The 18090-nt window shown below is 29.0% G+C and carries 17 protein-coding genes; 15 read left to right on the top strand and 2 right to left on the bottom strand.

The window, feature by feature from the left end:
- Positions 1-2: 2 nt before the first annotated feature.
- The 15 genes from MAGB_RS01740 to MAGB_RS01675 all read left to right on the top strand — a co-directional run bounded on the left by MAGB_RS01740 (position 3) and on the right by MAGB_RS01675 (position 16427).
- Positions 3-575 carry a dephospho-CoA kinase gene (locus tag MAGB_RS01740; RefSeq protein WP_004024098.1) on the top strand — a complete coding sequence of 191 codons (573 nt, stop codon included), beginning with the start codon at positions 3-5 and terminating at the stop codon, positions 573-575.
- Between the two features lie 49 nt (positions 576-624).
- A complete protein-coding gene (locus tag MAGB_RS01735) occupies positions 625-1629 on the top strand; it encodes a DnaD domain protein (RefSeq protein WP_004024097.1) in 1005 nt (334 codons plus the stop codon).
- Between the two features lie 8 nt (positions 1630-1637).
- Positions 1638-2537, top strand: coding sequence for an ATP-binding protein (locus tag MAGB_RS01730; protein WP_004024096.1), 900 nt, complete (start codon positions 1638-1640; stop codon positions 2535-2537).
- 43 nt (positions 2538-2580) lie between these two features.
- Positions 2581-3906, top strand: a complete 1326-nt coding sequence (rlmD, locus tag MAGB_RS01725) for a 23S rRNA (uracil(1939)-C(5))-methyltransferase RlmD (protein WP_004024095.1) — start codon at positions 2581-2583, stop codon at positions 3904-3906.
- A gap of 44 nt (positions 3907-3950) precedes the next feature.
- Positions 3951-4874 carry an alpha/beta fold hydrolase gene (locus tag MAGB_RS01720; RefSeq protein WP_004024094.1) on the top strand — a complete coding sequence of 308 codons (924 nt, stop codon included), beginning with the start codon at positions 3951-3953 and terminating at the stop codon, positions 4872-4874.
- Position 4875: 1 nt separating this feature from the next.
- Positions 4876-5781, top strand: a complete 906-nt coding sequence (locus tag MAGB_RS01715) for an HpyAIV family type II restriction enzyme (protein ID WP_004024093.1) — start codon at positions 4876-4878, stop codon at positions 5779-5781.
- A 118-nt stretch (positions 5782-5899) separates the two neighbouring features.
- Entirely contained in the window at positions 5900-6712 is an 813-nt protein-coding gene (nadE, locus tag MAGB_RS01710) for an NAD(+) synthase (RefSeq protein ID WP_004024092.1), read from the top strand.
- A gap of 2 nt (positions 6713-6714) precedes the next feature.
- Positions 6715-7452 carry a YebC/PmpR family DNA-binding transcriptional regulator gene (locus MAGB_RS01705; RefSeq protein ID WP_004024091.1) on the top strand — a complete coding sequence of 246 codons (738 nt, stop codon included), beginning with the start codon at positions 6715-6717 and terminating at the stop codon, positions 7450-7452.
- A gap of 2 nt (positions 7453-7454) precedes the next feature.
- Positions 7455-8462 carry a ZIP family metal transporter gene (locus tag MAGB_RS01700; protein ID WP_004024090.1) on the top strand — a complete coding sequence of 336 codons (1008 nt, stop codon included), beginning with the start codon at positions 7455-7457 and terminating at the stop codon, positions 8460-8462.
- 110 nt (positions 8463-8572) lie between these two features.
- On the top strand, positions 8573-11323 hold the full coding sequence (locus MAGB_RS01695) for a C1 family peptidase (RefSeq protein WP_004024089.1): 2751 nt from the start codon (positions 8573-8575) through the stop codon (positions 11321-11323).
- Positions 11324-11503: 180 nt separating this feature from the next.
- Positions 11504-12727 (top strand): ABC transporter ATP-binding protein, encoded by a 1224-nt coding sequence (locus tag MAGB_RS01690; RefSeq protein WP_004024088.1) that lies wholly within the window; start codon positions 11504-11506, stop codon positions 12725-12727.
- Entirely contained in the window at positions 12699-13694 is a 996-nt protein-coding gene (locus tag MAGB_RS01685; protein ID WP_004024087.1) for a sugar ABC transporter permease, read from the top strand. The genes MAGB_RS01690 and MAGB_RS01685 overlap by 29 nt, the downstream gene beginning before the upstream one ends.
- Positions 13684-14496 carry an ABC transporter permease subunit gene (locus tag MAGB_RS01680; protein ID WP_004024086.1) on the top strand — a complete coding sequence of 271 codons (813 nt, stop codon included), beginning with the start codon at positions 13684-13686 and terminating at the stop codon, positions 14494-14496. The genes MAGB_RS01685 and MAGB_RS01680 overlap by 11 nt, the downstream gene beginning before the upstream one ends.
- 60 nt (positions 14497-14556) lie before the next feature.
- Positions 14557-14964, top strand: coding sequence for a hypothetical protein (locus tag MAGB_RS04455; protein WP_235750727.1), 408 nt, complete (start codon positions 14557-14559; stop codon positions 14962-14964).
- The gene (locus MAGB_RS01675; RefSeq protein ID WP_420329213.1) at positions 14958-16427 is read left to right on the top strand and encodes a P68 family surface lipoprotein; all 1470 of its coding nucleotides are present in this window, start codon (positions 14958-14960) and stop codon (positions 16425-16427) included. Before MAGB_RS04455 ends, MAGB_RS01675 begins: the two co-directional genes overlap by 7 nt.
- Before the next feature lie 56 nt (positions 16428-16483).
- Here the strand turns inward: MAGB_RS01675 and MAGB_RS01670 are convergent, their stop codons facing one another.
- Together MAGB_RS01670 and MAGB_RS01665 are read right to left on the bottom strand one after the other, a co-directional pair.
- Positions 16484-16981: a hypothetical protein gene (locus tag MAGB_RS01670; protein WP_004024085.1), complete on the bottom strand. Its 498-nt coding sequence runs from the start codon at positions 16979-16981 to the stop codon at positions 16484-16486.
- A gap of 411 nt (positions 16982-17392) precedes the next feature.
- Positions 17393-18034 (bottom strand): tyrosine-type recombinase/integrase, encoded by a 642-nt coding sequence (locus MAGB_RS01665; protein ID WP_157767241.1) that lies wholly within the window; start codon positions 18032-18034, stop codon positions 17393-17395.
- Positions 18035-18090: the final 56 nt, after the last annotated feature.

Genomic DNA, 18090 nt, shown 5'->3' with positions numbered 1-18090 from the left:
AAATGATTGCAATAATTGGAAAAATTGGAGTTGGCAAAACAACATTTAGTAAAAAGCTCATTGAGCATGGATTTTCAGTGTTTAATTGCGATGAATTTGTCCAAAAAAGCTATCAAAAAGGCAACGAAGGCTATGAAGCTATAAAGAATCAAATAGGTGATTTTTTATGTGATGAAAATGGGGTTTCAAAGAGCAAAATAAAATCATGAATTTCCCAAAATCCTTATAATATTGACCTTTTGGAAAAGGCAATTTTTCCAATAGTTTATAAAGCAATAAAAATGGGAAAATTTGATTTTGTAGAAATACCAAAATTAATTGGAAAAAATTATGATTTTAGCAAACTTTTTGATATTATATTATGCCTCGAAACACCGGAGAAAAATAGGAGCGAAAATATGACTATGCGGGGTGTGGATAACTTCACAAAAATGGCAATAAGTGAAAAAAATGCCCCAAAAATGATGAAAAACGCTATTTTTGGTCAAATCCAAATTGTTAATATCTTTGCAAATAACTTGTGTGATGATGCATTATTTGAATTAATTTTGACAATACTATTTGCAAATAGTTAAAATACTTTTAGAACAATATTTTTATTTATATTTGCAAGGAGTTTTAAGTATGTTAAAAACGCTACAATATCCATATTTTACTATTCAAAACTCATTGCAAATTAGCAGCACAGATCTTAAAAATCTGCGTAAGTTTTATGCACCTATTTTATGCAGTGAATCTATACTGCTTTATGAGTATTTAAGAGACCTAACACACATTGATTCTAATGAATATGGCATATTTGATTTCGAGAGCTTGACCTATTTGTTAAATATGGACATAAAAACCTTAAATAAGGCTAGAATTATGCTGGAATCAGTGGCTCTTTTGTCTACTTTGATAGATGAATTTAACCGTAAGACAGTTTTTGTTTTAGAAAAGCCTTTGGACAGCTCTGGTTTTAGAAAAAATTTACTTTTAGCTAACAAATTAATCAAGACAATGGGCAAGCAAAACTTTGAAAGACTGATGGGCAAAGAGAAAAATATTTTTCTTTCTAAAGCTAAATACTTATTAGATGCATCAGCAAAGTTTGATGAAGTTTTTGCACCTGATCAGTCAATGGACAACGAAAGAGGCCTAAACGATTCCGCACTGTCATATGAATTAGATTCATCAGATGTAAGCACAAAAGAAATTAATTTGTTTATTCAAGAAAAGCTTGATTTAAACACTTTTGAGTATCCTAATCCTTATGAGGCTATTTTAAAGACAGATTCAAGATTTTTCTTTTCTCAAGTTTCAGGTCAAATTCCAACTGAAAGCATTGTTAATTTAATTAAGTTTTCTAAAAATAATAATTTAAGCGATTCATGCATTAATTTAGTTTTTTATTATGCTTATGATGTTAATGGTAGAATTAACTACACTTATGTTAAGAAAATAATTACTGATTTAATAAACAAAAAAATGTTTTCTTTTGCACAAGTCGAAAAGCACTTAGATAACTTGCAAGGATTCAAAAATAAAGGCACTATATCTAAAAAAGAATTGTATAAAGCAACTTATTTAAAATCAATAACAATGCAAAAAGATGCATATGAAAGTGCTGAGTCCTTAATTGAAGATTAGGAGAATAAATGAGAGATCGTGATTGAATTAACAACCTGGAAGGTCTTGTTGATGGAAGTTCTGACGAGATTGAAACTAAGGTTATGAATTTAATTAAATCTAATCCTAAAATCGTCAAGTGTATTAAACAGTTGAATATTACTGACAGTGAGTTAAAAGATAATTTAATTGAGTTTTTAAACATTAAAGAATCGCTAGATAATAGTGACATATATCCTTGAGTTTATACTGTGACACGTAAAAATGATGCTCTTGTTATAAAAAGGTCAGCAGCAAAAAATGATTATGCAAAAAATATAACAAGAAAATTAAATATCATCTTGACTGAAGTTAATGAAACTAATCCTGATTATAAACTCACAAAGTTCCATATACCTGCAAGTAGACGCAAGGAACTTATAAACAAAATTAATTATGTAAGAAATATACTGGAAAAAAGAAAGCCTTTAGAAAGCAACCAAAACATCTATATTTATGGCTCAAACGGCACTGGTAAAACTTATATTGCCAATGCAATGGTTAACAGTTTTGCATCTAGAGGAATTTCATCTGCTTATATAAAACTTAATGATCTTTTTAATTATTTAAAGAAAAAAATGTCTAATAGTATTTCACTTAATGAAATAAAAAGCTCACTCAAAAATGTTTCTTTACTGGTGATTGATGACTTAGGTTTTGAAAAGCATAACGAATGATTTAAATATGATTTTGTTTACGAAATTTTGCAGCATAGAAATGCTAATAATAAATTTACAGTCTTATGTTCTTTGCTCAAGCCAGAAGATTTAGCTAGTTACTACAGACACATTGAAACAAACCCTAGTTTTTCTTTTAAAGTTGAGTCATTAATCCATGAAATTTTGCAAAATTTTACTCCCTACAATATTGATTCGAATCCTTTAATTTAAGCTATATGTTTATTAAAGGATTTTTATTTAATAAAATTGAATTATGAAGCTTCAAAATAATACTGTTGTAAAAAATGTAACTGCAATTGATCATTCTTATGAAGGACTAGGCACAGTAAAAATTGATGATTATCCTATTTTTGTCGAGAACTTATTGCCTGGCGAGAGGGCTGATATTTTAATTAAAAAAGCAAATTCAAAATTTGCTTTTGCTAAAGTAATCAAAAGATACAATGATTCAGCAAAAAGAATCAAAGTTATAAATGAGAAGCTGATGGAAAGTGGCTCAGCACCACTAGCAAATATTTCATACAGTGATCAGTTAGAGTTTAAAGAGAATTTTGTTAAGCAATTATTTAAACGGAATATTCATTATACCAACATATTGCCAATATTAAAAAGTGACTATGAATGAAGGTATAGAAACAAATTATTAGTATTTACAAAAAATGTCCAAAATGCCATTAAAATAGGCTTGTATGAAAAAAATAGTCATAATTTAATTGAGCAAGATTCATATGATTTAGTTTCTAAAGAGGTTGAAAATGTTTTACTTTGACTTAGCAAAAACATTAACAATTATGACTGCTTTAAAAATGTTAAAAACACACTTGTAAGCATCACTTTAAGAGAGAGCTATGTAAATAAAAAAATAATGCTTTATTTTACTGTATCAAAAGCGTTTGATTTATCTAAACAGTTTGTTAATGATATTGCTAAAGAATTTGGGAATATAGAAACAATTTTAGTAATTGTTAATGATAAAGTTGTCTGTTCATATTTAAGCGAAAAAACCTGTTTGACAGATAGAATAGGCAAATTTAGCTTTAAGTATAACTGAAACAGTTTCTTTCAAATTAATTCGAAGCAAACAGAAAAGCTGTATTCGCTTTTGTTAGATAATCTAAATTTAGATTCAAACAAAGTAATTTTGGATGCATATTGTGGGATTGGAACAATATCATTATTTTTAGCACAAAAGGCTAAAAAAGTTTATGGGTTAGAAATAATAAAAGAAGCAGTTATAAATGCCAAGGAAAATGCATTAGCTAATAACATTAGAAATACTGAATTTATTGCAGGCGATGTTATTAAAACAATTGATTCAATAAATGAAAAGATTGATACAGTAGTAGTTGATCCACCAAGAAGTGGACTAAGTAGTGAATTTTTGAATAAAATAATAGATATAAGGCCTGCTGAAATAGGCTATATAAGTTGTAATCCCCACACAATGTGTAGAGATCTTGATCAGTTAATTAAGGCAGGATATGAATTAATCTTTTTAAAACCTTGCGATATGTTTAGCCAAACTTATCATATTGAGATGGTGGCTGTGCTTAAATTAAAAGATCTTAAAGCACTATAAAACAGGCTAATTAGTAAATTTTGTGGATAAAAGAGGAGATATTTATGAGGATGAATTATGTGAATTTTAAGGGTCAAAAGATGCCTGTGTATGCAAAAAATAATAAGTATGACACAACTATTTTATTTTTGCATGGCTTAAATTCAAATAGTTCATTTATTGATAATTTACTGGAGCATGATAATAAATTTAACATTGTTGCAGTGAACTTTCCAGGCAGCAAATACGCTCCAGATATTGACCCTGAAGACATTATTTTGGATGACTGGATTGAGCTGGCTAAGGCTGTTTTAAAGGGCATTAAGTCAAAACACATTCACATTTTAGCTCATTCTATGGCTGGCGGTGTTGCTGTTGAATTAGCTAAGGATCCAAGAGTTGAAAAAATTTTTATGCTAGCAACAATTAATCCAACTATGACAGAAAATAAGTCATATAAATTGCTTCATAATGTAATTGGACCACAAACTGGTAAGCCATCAATGTTTGGTAAATTGTTTGTTTGAGGTGCTAAATTTTTCAAAAAGGGCAAAAGATTAATTGATTCATTTAGTAGAAAAGGCAAGTGATATAACTTGTTAGATAAATACATTTTGCAGCCATCATTTATGGAAAAATTGAACACACAATACAGAGAAGTTGCTAAAAAGTTAATATTCATTATTGGCGATAAAGATTCAATCATTGGCACTGATAATTTTATAAATTATGCAAATGAATTAAATTGCCCTGCTGTGAAAATTGGCGAAACACATTCGCCAATAAAAGTAGCTGGTAAACAAATGAGTAATTTTTTGAACTTGCTAGTTATATCCAAAAAAGTGCGTTGACCATTTACTAAATTTATTACATTTAGAAAAAATACAATAAATGTTGGTGCTTTAAATGATTCTGATGATGCAGATGCAGTTGAAGAAATTTTAGATGAATTAAATAAAAACAGTGAAATTGAATTGGAAAAACAATAATATGAACTATGAACAATTTGAACAAGATTTAAAATTCAATTTATTAAATCATAATGCTAAAAAGTTAATTTATAAATTAGCTGAAGCTCCATATCGGTTCATTTCATTTTTAAGTCCTTTGAACTTTAAGATAAAGTTAGAACAGGCATTTTACAGAAGTCAAGAGAACAAGTATTACAAATTTTTATCCAATTGTTCAGTCAATATTTTTTCCGAATCAGGCTATGAAATAGCTGAAAGCAGAGTTTCAGTAACTAAATCTAGCGCTGATAATTTAGATGAGAAAATAATTGAAAGTGCAAGATTTACTTTTGCTTTTAAAGATGAAGAAAATAAAAAATATTACTTCATAAAGCAGAGAAAAAGAGATGTTTTTTCAGCTAATGAAGCAATTAAGGTTTGAGACAAATTTAAAAATGATGTTGAACTAGCAAAGCAAAGTTTTGCTGATTATAAAATAATAGGGCTTTTATGATTTGTTGATTCAGAGTTTAGAAACAATCAACAATACTATAATTCAGGATCATTGGTTGAAAATGAATTAGATATAAACATTAGTGCTAAGTATGGATTTGAATTATTTAAAGACTTTGAATTGTATGAAAAATGAATTGAAATAGAGTTGCATTTAGACAAATTTAAGAGACAAAACTACACTGATTTTTTAGAGTTTCCTAATTTAGATAAAGATCCTGAAGCACTAGAAGCATTAATTGAATTAAGCGAAACTGCTTGAGAAAAGCTAAATTCTCCAACGCCTGTTTATATGGCAGTTAGAAGTGCAATTTTTAATGAAGCTGATGAAAATTCAAACTTATTTAAAGCCTTAAAACTCAGGGACATAAAAGCAAATATGGTTGATGAGGACGAGTTGAAATTAGTGCTTATGAAGCTACAATCGAAATAATTTCTTGCAAGAGCAAGATTTTTATTTGCTAAATAATATAAAGCTTAAATTTACTTAGATATTAATATAGTAAAATAATAAAGAATTATTTATATATTTATTTGCAACGGCGGTCGTCATGAATAAGAGAATTGGATTAAGAGTTGATAATAGCTTCAATTCTCCTTTTGATAGTGAAAAAATAAAGATTTATACTGAATATTTAGTTTCGTGAATCAAAAGAAGAGTGAAAAGAGCTAAAGCAAAAGGATGTGTAGTTGGCATATCTGGCGGAATTGATAGTGCTTTAGTTGCATCATTATGTGCAAAGGCTTTTCCTAATGATACTTTAGGTTTAGTGATGCCAATTGATTCTATGAATCATGATCTTGAAGACATAAGCAAGTTAGAAAAGGCAATTAATTTAAAATTCAAAACAGTTTTATTAGACAAATCATTTGAAGAAGTTAAAAAATCATTGAATAATGAAGTAGATAATTTGCTTTCGATTAGCAATATTAAGCCACGTCTTAGAATGATTGCTCTATATGCATATGCACAGCAAAATAATTATTTAGTTATGGGCACAGACAACCAAGATGAGTATTTTATAGGCTATTTCACCAAGCACGGAGATGGCGGAGTTGATTTATTGCCTATTTCAAAATTACTTAAGTCAGAAGTTAGAATGATGGCTAAATATTTAAATGTACCCGAAAGTATCATAAATAAAAAACCTTCAGCAGGTTTATGAGAAGGGCAAAATGATGAGGATGAATTAGGTTTTACTTATCATGAATTAGATAGCTATTTACTTAATGATAAGGGCGACATAAGGCCAAATTCTGTTGCAAAAATTGAAAGAATGCATAAATATAGTATGCATAAAAGAAATAAGGCAGGAATGCCACTTGCAATCGATGAAGTTTTAATTAGAAAAAGAAAGGAATAAATATGGCAGGACATTCACACTGAGCAGGAATAAAACATAAAAAGGGCGCAAATGACGCTGCTAGAGGAAAAATTTTCCAAAAAATGTTTAAGGAAATATATGTAGCAGCAACAGGACCAGGGGGCACTGATCCTAGTTCTAACCCTGCATTAAGATTAGCAATTTCGAAAGCTAAAGCAAAAAGCATGCCTAAGGCCAATATTGAAAGAGCTTTAGACAAAGCAAAAGGTAATGCTAAAGATGGTGCAGTTTTTACCGAAATTATTTACAATGCAACAATTAGTGGTGGTGCAACATTTTTAGTTGTTACTTTAAGTGATAATGTAAATAGAACAACAAGTAATATTCAGTCATACTTTAATAAACAAAATGCAAAATTAGGTAAGACAGGCACTATACCATTTCAATTTGATCACAAAGGCATAATGGAAATTAGCAAGGGACTAGTTGACGAAGAGTCCTTAACCATAGTATGTTTGGAAAACGGGGCTGAAGATATTGAAGCTACTGATGAATCATTTATTATTACAACTTCAGTGGAAGATTTTTCAACTTGCAAAGGCGCTATTGAAAGCAATTTGAATATCACTGAATTTATGCAATGTGAAATTACTTATTTACCTAATGCAACAGTCACATTTACTGGCGAAAAAGCTCAAAAAATTCAAGATTTTATTGCCAAATTAGAAGATGATGACGATGTTCAGGAAGTATTTCACAACATTGAATTTGAAGAATAACAATGACTAAATTTTGAAATTCACTATATTCATCTTTAGGCTACAACCAACCTTTAGCAATTTTTATTGCAATTTTAGTTGTCTTTATTTTAATTGCACTTATCCCTTTTCTAGTTAACTTGATTTTTGCTTTTACTAAGGAAAAACTAAATAGCAAAGGCACCGTGCTTTTATATGCTTTTATGTGTGGATTTTTCCTTACGATGGCTACTTTTGGCTTTTTAAAAGAGTCATTAGAAATAAGTTCAATTAACACAAGTGCTATTTTAAATAGTGACTTTAAAATCTATGGCTGAAACATTTTAGTTGTCGTAGGTGGGCTAATTATAGGTATAGGCTTTGCTGCTCTAGTTAGACAATTAGTAAGAAAGTCTATTAATAGCAAAATTGCGACTGATAAGGCTGCTAGACTATTTTTGCACTCACATGACATCGGACATGATCATGGTGATTTAGATCATCATGAGCATGAAATTGCTCCTTCACATGATATTCAAATTTCAAGTAATGCACAAAGCAAGCCTGCTTATAAATTAGTTGCTATTCTACTTTTACTACTTCACAGAATTCCCGAAGGGTTTTTGATTGGATTTATTATTAGTGGAATTGAAAGTAAAGGAATAACATCAACTTCGGTTGCCTTTTTAATTTCATTAATACTTCATTTAATTCCTGAACAAGTACTGTTTTACTACCGTCAAAGAGAAATGGGCTGAAGCAGAGCAAAAGCATTATTTATTAGCACTTTATGTTTATTTCTTTTCTTGCCCGCAATGCTTTTGGGTGGATATTTAGGAAAATATATTTACAATATATGACAATTAAGGGCGATGGTGCAATCATTTATTGCAGGTATATTTATTTTCATTAGCATCCTAGAGTTCTTGCCAGAGTTTTATCATGCTCATCATGACAAAAAGCTATTTTTCTGAACAATATTTGTGTTTATGATTGGAATAATATTCTGTGCTTTTGTGTTAGCATTTCATAAACATGGTCAAGGAATATAGCATTTAGATTTATAAAAAGAGGTCAGACTATATTAATTTCTACATATCTCAAGCGGATATGTTTTTTATTTATAGGGTTTGTTTATAGTTTTATTAGTATAATAAACGTAATGGTGGATTTGGTAAAAATCAAAAATGGCAGCCGTTTTCTTAGCAAAACAATATTTTTTGCTCCTTTTGCTTCAGTTTTTTCATTAAGCACAAGCCCAAGTGCTAGTAGTAACAATATGACTAATAATAGTGCTGTTATAAATGAAAAGCACAAAAGCACTTATTTTTCACTAAGAGATGACTATATTTTATTTAATCAGTATCAATATAACACTGGCTTATGTTGAGACTTTAGTGCAACAAAGTCACTAGAGACTTCATTGATGCTAAATACTAATGAAATGTATGACTTTTCAGAAGCTAGCATCACAATTAATGACACTAATAATGTTGGTGGTGGTGCTTGATTTGATGATTATGATAGGCTAATCTCTAATAATGGTATTTCATATGAATCAGATTTTAAATTTGGCGATTTATATTATGTTCCAAATAAGGGAGTATATCATCAAAAGTTAAGAGATTTATTTAACAAGCATACAGACAAAAATTTTAGAAAAGCAGTTGAAAGAGTCGACTTCAATCGCTATGATTATGAAAATATTAAAAAACATATAGTCAAAAATGGTTCTTTGTTTGTTGCTATAAGAGGCTATAAAACAGTCTCAAACGAAAAATACTATAAAGATGTAGAAACTAAGTCAAATTCAAAAATTAAAGTACATGAACTAGTTGGAACAGGCAGAGAAAACACTCATGCAGTGTCAATTATTGGATGGGATGATAATTATAAAGCAACTGATGGCAGCACAGGAGCTTGAATTATTTTAAACAGTGACAATTTATATAGCAACAGAGATGGGGTGAATTTTCTTCCTTATAATTCAAGTGCAGTTATTAATGAATATAGTGGATATAAATATGTTGGTCAAGATATATTGATTTCTGAAAGTAACGCAATCTATGAAAATGAATTTAGCAACTATTACAACAGTGCAAATTATGGTAACAGAAGTAAAAACACTTTTGCTAAAAATAGAAATATTTTTAAGTCTACGCAAGACATAAAAATAGAGTATAAGATAAACAAAAAAGTCGCAAAACTTAATAATATTTTTGCCAAAGTATATCAAGACGGAATAGATGTTTCTACCTATTTTAATATTGAATATGTCAAAAATAATGGTGTGAAATTACACAGTAAGTTGCCATTAAAATCAGGGGCTTATTCAGTTAAGCTGTTTTATGATTACAACTTAATTAACAACAATGAGCATCATAGTGGTTCACAGACACGACAAATATATGTTTTAGACGGGACTGAAGCTATTCAGTCTAATTCATATTGAACAATTAGTGACAAACCACACATTGTTTTTCATGCAAATAATAGTTATGTTTTAAACAATCACACACCAGTTGTTTTAGTAAGCAAAAATAATGAAGTTAATTTTAATAATAGATTACTTTACACAAATAGCAAAAATGACGAAAATACCTATTTTAAAGTAAAAAATGACAAATTAATAGATTCTAAAGTTAATAATTTTTTAGAAAAATATAAAGATGACAGCTTTGATGCTGATATTTCTGTATTTTCAGGTAATTACTTAGCATCAAAAAGAAAATATCATTTTTACAGACTGGATGAAAAAGCCAAATATACTTTTGTAAAACTTTACTTTGACTTAGATGGATCAAATGCTGATAGCTTAGTTACGGAAGTTCCATTTTTAGAAAGTGGATCATTTAGCAAGCACTATTTGCCTGATTTAAAGAAGGAAAATTCAAATTTTTTGAAATATACCTACATTAACAAAAATGGAATTGAATCAGATTTACCATTTGACAGTAACAAAAACAAATATTATGTTACATATGATCATATCAAGGGCTTAAGGACTAATGTTTTAGATTTTAATTATGTAGGCAATAGACAAAAAGACAACAATCAAACATATGCAAATCCAATAATAGTTAAAGCTATTTTTGAAACAAAAAATGAAGCTAAAGTTATTGATTCTAATCTGAAAGACTCTTATAAAGCATTAATGACAATTAATCTTAAAGAAGTTAATATCTCAGTTGAAAGCAATGGAAAAGTGGGGTTTGTTAAGCCAACAAAAGTTAGTTATCAAAGTGGCCAGCATATCAATTATGGTGATTCCAAGATTGAATTCGAGTATGAATTAAATGGCAAAAAGTATGTTTATGAACATTTAATAAATGTAGAGAAACTTATAATTGAAATTCCTAAAAATTTAAATAATAGATTTGTATATGATGGCTATGAGCATAATTTAGGGCTAGACAGATTATGCTTTAAAACAGATGTTTTGGTAAATGATTCAAAGCACATTGATAGCGGTAAATATCAAAGTTTAGTTAAAATAAATAACAAAAATTATTCATTTGCTGATGGCAAAAATGAACTTGTATATGAATGAGAAATTTTACCTAAGACTATTTCTGAAAATTCAATTATAGATAAAAGCAATTTAAAATTTGATGACGAAGTGTTATATTCATTTGATAAATTAAACTTTAAGGAATATAAATCATCTAGTCAATTGCTCTCAGCAAGTAGTCCAATAGTTTATTTTAAGTATAAAGATGACAAAAATCATAATTCTAAAGAGCTTTTAGCAATTGATCTTTCATCATATAATATCAAGCCAGTTGAAAATGCCAACAATGCCAAATTAACAGCCATAATTGCTTCGTCAGTTACTGCTGCAGCTATCATAATCATTATTGTGTCAGTTTTAGCAGCAATTTTTATTACTAAGAAAAAGAAGAAAGCCAATTAATCTGCATTTTGGCAATTTAAAAAAACAAAAAATTGAAATTAAAGGTTTAGGATTTGTCCTAATTTTTTTAAATTCACTTTTAATGCTAAAAAAGAAAAAAATACAAAAAGTATGCAAAAGTGACTGATAACGCTAATTTATACATACTTTTGTCGATTCTGATAGTAAAATTATTCTTGTATGGAAACATTAAATAATGAAGATATATTGATAAAAATCAATGATTTGAAATTCAAATATCATAAAAAACAGAAGGAGTACAACGTCGATATTGATAAGCTCGTAATTCAGGAAAATGAAATTGTTTCTTTACTAGGTCCTTCAGGAAGTGGAAAGACGACATTACTAAATTTGATTTTAGGCTATTTAAAACCAAATGAAGGATCTATTGAAATTAAGCATAAGCCCTTAATTTACGAAATAGCTTACATAATGCAAGAAAACTCAACTTATGAAGACACAACTGTTTTTAACAATGTGTACTTAAGTGCCAAAAACTACAGTAAGTGAGTAGATTCAGCAAGATTAAAATATTTTGAAAGTCTTTTTAGTATGCTTGATGCTAATGCTGAAAGTAACAAAAAACTATTTTCAAAATTTGAAGCCTATAAACAGAGTCTTATTAGCAATAAACATTCAATATTAAAGAAGAAAATTGCTTACTTAGCCTTAGTATTTAGTTGCTTAAGCAACAAAAATATTAAGAATAAGTTTAAGATTCTAAATCAGCTTCATTTAAGAAATTTGTTCAAAAATGAGATTACTGATGTTGCAAAGAAACTAGAAATAGATCATTTATTAAACCAAAGAGTTGATAAGTTGTCTGGTGGACAAAAGCAAAGAGTGGCTTTTGCCAAAGGTATTATAAAAAAGACTAATTTGGTGCTAATGGATGAACCTTTTTCAGCGCTTGATGCCAAAATTAAGGAATCAACAATTGAGTGATTAATTAAGATTAAAAAGGAATTTAATTTAAGCATTATTGTTGTTACCCATGATCAGCAAGATGCACTTAAATTAAGTGATCAAATCATTTTATTAAAAGATGGTAAGGTTCAACAATATAGTAGTGGTGACAAAATGTATGATAGCCCAAATAATTTATTTGTTGCTAAGTTTATTGGGACTCCAGAAATTAATTTTATTAATTCAAAAGACAATAAGCACCACTATATTCGGGAAAATAAACTTAAAGTTAGTGTCAATAAGGACGGAAAATACTCAATTTTAAATAAGAAAAATTTTGGAGACAAAACTTATTATCAAATTGAGTATGATAAAGACAACATTTGAACAATTGTTTTAAAAGATAATGCTTTAGAAGTTAACGAAAAAGTTGATGTTACTTTTAGTAATAAAGATGTTTTAGTTTTTGATGAAAAAGGCAACAGAATCTATGCATAATTCTGAATCAAAAAAGCAAAAAGCTTGGACTGTTTCTAAAATAACATTAATGCTTTTGCCTTTGCTAATATTTATATTAATTTTTACTTTGGTGCCTATTTTACACACCTTTGTGAAATCACTAAAGGCGCCTATTAGCATACATGATAGGACTAGATATAACTATAATTTCAATAACTATAACAACATTTTATCTGATCCAAATTTTAAAAATGCTGTTTTAAATTCAACATTAGTCTTGTTTTTTGGATCGGGAATCTCATTAGTGCTTTCATTAATTTTTGCGCTAGTTGTGAATTCCTTAATATTTAAATTCACACAGAGAGCATTTTTGACAATTTTGTTTTCGCAGTTCTTTATTTCAGGCTTTGCAATAGGAATTGCTTTTACAATGTTTTTTGGCAATAAAAATTTGTTTTTCTACATTTTAGGAAAGAGCGAGTATACCTTTACTGCTTCGTCAAATAAAAAGTTGCCAATTTGGATGTATTATTCTATATTTCAGATATGAAGGTCATTACCATTTAACTTAATCTTGTTTGCTTCAGCTATTAGCAGAGCTGATTTAAAGTATAAAAAGTTAATGTTAAATGATAAATTGACTATTTTACAAAAATTTAGATATGTATATATGCCAGAAATTTCAAAAGTGTTGTTTTCAATTTTATTTACCAACTTTATTTTCTCAACACTTCTTTTACCTCAAGCATTGCTGGAACCAACTTTTGATATAGATATTAATTATGCACACACATTAACTAGTTACACAATTAAATTCCTTGGATTTGGCACAAACAACCCATCATTAAGATATGAAAAAGGATATGCTTCAGCTTTCTTTAGCTTCTCATATTTAGTCTTATTATTGTGCATCTTGCAACTGTTGCGTATTAGCACAATTAAGGCTATTTATAGGAAAATAAGTAAATTAATTGCAAAGACAAGGAGCAAGAAATATGCCAGGTAGAATGCTATTAGTTATATTTAAAGAAATTATTAAATATTTCTTAATTGGCTTTTTATGCTTGCTTATGCTTTTTCCTTTGTACTACTTATTGCTTCAGTCGCTTATGTCAACAAATTCATTAATAAATAACAGAACATTTATTGTGATTGAAGAGTGAAACTGAGTTAATTTTGCAACTGCTTTTAAGAGTAATTTTCTAAGAGCTTTTGGTTGGACATTATTATTTGCAACGATCTTGATATTAATTAGACTAATAATTTACTCACTAGCAATAGCAGGGCTACTTAAAATGAGTGCAAAGTATCAAAAAATATTTTTGTACTTTTTCCTAGTTATTAGTTTGATACCTGAGTTTTCAATATTTTTAAGCTTAAAAACAGTTTTGCTAACTTTCAATTTAGACGAAACTCCTATTGCTTTTGTGACTAATGCAATATTTTCATTTTTTAACTTTACATACATTTTTAACTTAGCTAAATCTATTAGTGATAAAAAAAATAAGACAATGTTGAATGACAATTTAAAACCAATGGATAAATTAATTTATGTATATTTGCCAAAGATGAAACTGGGCTACATGCTTTTAATTGTTTTTTCATTTATTTCAGTGTGAAATGATTACTTATGACCACAGTTTTTATTCTCAACAAACTATACTAATATATCTATTTGGTACCTAACATTAGGTCAAGATAGACAAGCTGCTTTACTTAATGTACAAGCAGCAGGGGCATTTATTTCAATTGTTATTCCATTGATAATTTACTTTATTTTTTCTAAAAAAATTAGTCGTTTCAACTAATTTTAAATATTTTTTCAATTTATTTAGAATACCATAAAACAGGCTAATAGGGAGATTATTTTGAAAAAAATTTTGATTAAAGCTGGTGCAATTTTATTACCAGCAGCAGCAGGACTTTCAGTAGTTGCTTGTGGGAACACAGAAGAAGAAAAAGTTGTTTTTAGATTAGGTCAAGGTAAAGGATGACCTTTATCGCTATCATTGCAAAAAATTATTGGTTACTATAATGAAGCATTTAAAAATGACTCAGACTTTTTAACTATTAGATTTGAATTTGCTGATGAATTTAAATACAAGGACAGCAAAGGTAAAGAAGTTAAAGTTCCTGGCCACAACACATATAGTGAATACCAATTAATTAAAAATGTTGCTCATGCTATTGAATCTAAAGATAATAAAAAGGTGCCAAATATTGTTTTAGGTGACCAATCTGGTGCATATATTCTTAACCAAATAAGCAATTATTAGATATATCTGACACTGGCATTACTAAAAAATCATTCAGTAAAAATATAGCTGATTTACACTCAATTTTAGCAGGCCAAGGCCAAACAGAAACAATTTACAACATTCCTTTTGATAATGCTGATACTGACTCACTTCAATTAAACCTTAAAGTTCTACACAAGATGTTTGAAATTATTGAATCTGGTGGCGGTAAGATTGAAGAAAATGATAAGAAGGTTGATGGAATAATCAAGAAAGTTTATGATTCAAAAGATAAAGGAAATAAATTACCAGAACAATCAGTTTGATATGCTTTAAAAGCTAAAAATGAAACAAATGGAAAAAAGGCATTTCAAGATTTAACTGTAAGCAATAAAACATTTGAATCTATCAAAGACATTAGAGACTTAGCTGCTAAATTTACTGAAGGTGTTGAAATTGAAAAAAACAAAATCAATGACAACACAATTTCAGGTGAAGTTCTTTCAATTGACTACCAACAAAGTACATTCTTTAAAGAATTGCATGCAAAAATTGAAGACAAAAACAAAGCAATCTTCGAACTTGATAAAGATAAGAATGTTAAATATAACTTAATTGACGATGCTGATGTTAAGAATAAATTCAAAGAACTATGAGAAGATTACAACAAGTCAATTAAGAGAGTTGAACAAACACCATCTGGCAAGGATGACAAAGATAAAAAAGTATTTCAATCAATGAAATATATGTTTACTCAAACAAAAGAATGAGGTTCATGACAAATCTTTAGATTCCAAAGTGCTATAAGTTTTGCAGCTTCTGTTGGTGCATATCAAAACAAGATTACTCAATTTACTAAGACTCACCCATACTTTGAACAAAGCATTAAAGATGACCCTAAATTCTTAACAAATAATGCAAGCGAACATGATGTATTAATGCTTCCTCAAGTTACAGGAACTAAGGACGGAAAACATTCAATTTTCCATGAAGGTGGTTCAAGCATAATTGCTATTGATTCAAAGAATGAAAAAGTAAATAAGGCAATTAAGAAGTTCCTTAAATGAATATACACAGGTAAGAACAAGGTTTCTGGTGAAGAAGAAGATAATTGATACACAATTGCAAGAACTTCTGGCTATATAATGCCATTGTCTTCAGTTGTTACAAGTGCAACAAATGATAAAATCAAGGGCATAATTAAAGAATTAGAAGGCAAATTGAAGGACAAAAAATCTGAAGAATTAATGACTACATTTGAACCTGACTACTTCAAATTAAATATGCTAAGATCAGCTCAACTTTCGCTAGAATCATTACTAAATGTTGAAAGCGGCAAAGTTGTTGCTAAGCCTGTGGTTACTGATGATAAATCATCTCAAATGTCAAATACTGTAATGCAAGCAATGATAGAACAAACAGAATTAGATAGAAATAAAGAGTTTAAGGCAAAAACTGCTGAAGAACTAATACAAGCATTTGAACAAACTAAAAAACAATAATTAGTTTACTAAAACAATAAAAAACAGACCTGCTTGACAAGTCTGTTTTTTTTAATCTAGTAGCCGCCTCTAATTGTTATGTCACGTTTGGTGCCCATTTTAATCGCAAATATTTTTCATCCAATCCATGCTAGAAATGCTACGAAAATAAATATGTAAAAAGGTATAGCAACGCATCAGGCAGCAACGTTAATTTTCATATTATGCATATACTTTGCTGTTAAAGTGAGTGCCATTAATACTACTGTTGCGACAGCAAGAGCCATAATAGCAATGCAACCAATTACTAGCCCTGCTTTTTGTCCGGTACTAAATTGTGAATTTCCATTATTAAAATATTTAATTGCTGTGTATATTGAATAAGGAGCCATAAAGCAGGCAAAGACTGCACCAATAATCAGAGTGTATCTAAGTATTAGTATAAATTTTTTCTGGCTGTGGTCCACATAAGCATGTTCATGTCTAATAACAGTGACATTGTTATTGTTTGGATTAGTTTGTGCAACAGGTTGTTGAATGTTGCTTTGATTATTGTTAATTTGTTCTGTTTCCATAGCCATATGATATATATATATATATGAACAATTCCGAAACCTTTAAACCTTGTAATTGTAGTATACCACAACATAAAGCAAAAGAAAGCAAAAAAAAGCAAAAAATACTAAAAGTAAGGCAACAAAGGTAAATAATATTATTGGGTAATTAATTTTGCCCAACATCTAACATTAAATTATATTATTATATTTGTATTTATTAATTGACAAATAGGGCGAGAAAGCACACCAGCATAAGCTCCAACCAACATCTATATCCGCTATTATAGTAAAAACGCTAAACTAGAAAAATTGATAAGCGATTCATTTGTGAGGGCAATATTGCCCTTTTTATTTTGTCCTTTGCTGACATATTTATTAACTTAATGCAGTGTGTGGCAAAAAGCAAGCAAAATTAAAAAACCAACAACATTATGCGTTGCTGGCTAACATAAATCTATTATATTGTTGTGTGCTCTCCTGCTCATCAATTTGCAGATAGTGGAATGTTGTTTCAATGTTTGCATGCCCCATTTGTAACTGCACCATTTTAGGCATTGCGCCTGCTTTAAGCATATGCGTTGCAAAGCTACGTCTTAACGAATGAGCTGCATAATCCTGCCCAAATATCTGCTTTATATATTTTATTAAACTTGCTCTTTTGCTCTTAGTCAGGTCAAAATTAAAGTGCTGGATTATTTTAATAGTCTCAGGGTTATAAAGTATTTGCCTAATTTTGTTTCCTTTTCCTTTAACAAATAAATGAGTGCCATTGAATTGTAGTGATTCAAGCTCGCCAAAACGGACACCTGATTCAAACATAAATCTAATGACCAACTTATAAAATATTGAGCTCCTGCGTTCATCATATTCGAATGCAGTTAAGTTGTAAATGTTTTCTTTTTTAATAACAGGCTTGAATGCAATCTTGCGCTGTTTTAATTTGAGTAATTTTGTGTGTTTATATTTATCCATTTGATTCGTATAACGTAAAAATAAACAATAAACCCTGCGGTATAAATCTTGACTTGAAGCTTCTAAGCTCGTGGATCTAATTTTTCTTATTATTTCCATATGGCTCTTATTCTCTACATCAAAAACATTTTTTAGTATTGATGTATAACTTTGGA

It is taken from the genome of Mycoplasmopsis agalactiae 14628, assembly GCF_000266865.1.
Taxonomy (GTDB): domain Bacteria; phylum Bacillota_I; class Bacilli_A; order Mycoplasmatales; family Metamycoplasmataceae; genus Mycoplasmopsis; species Mycoplasmopsis agalactiae_A.
Note: the sequence above shows the minus strand (reverse complement) of the source record. Positions and strands in the feature narration are given on the sequence as shown.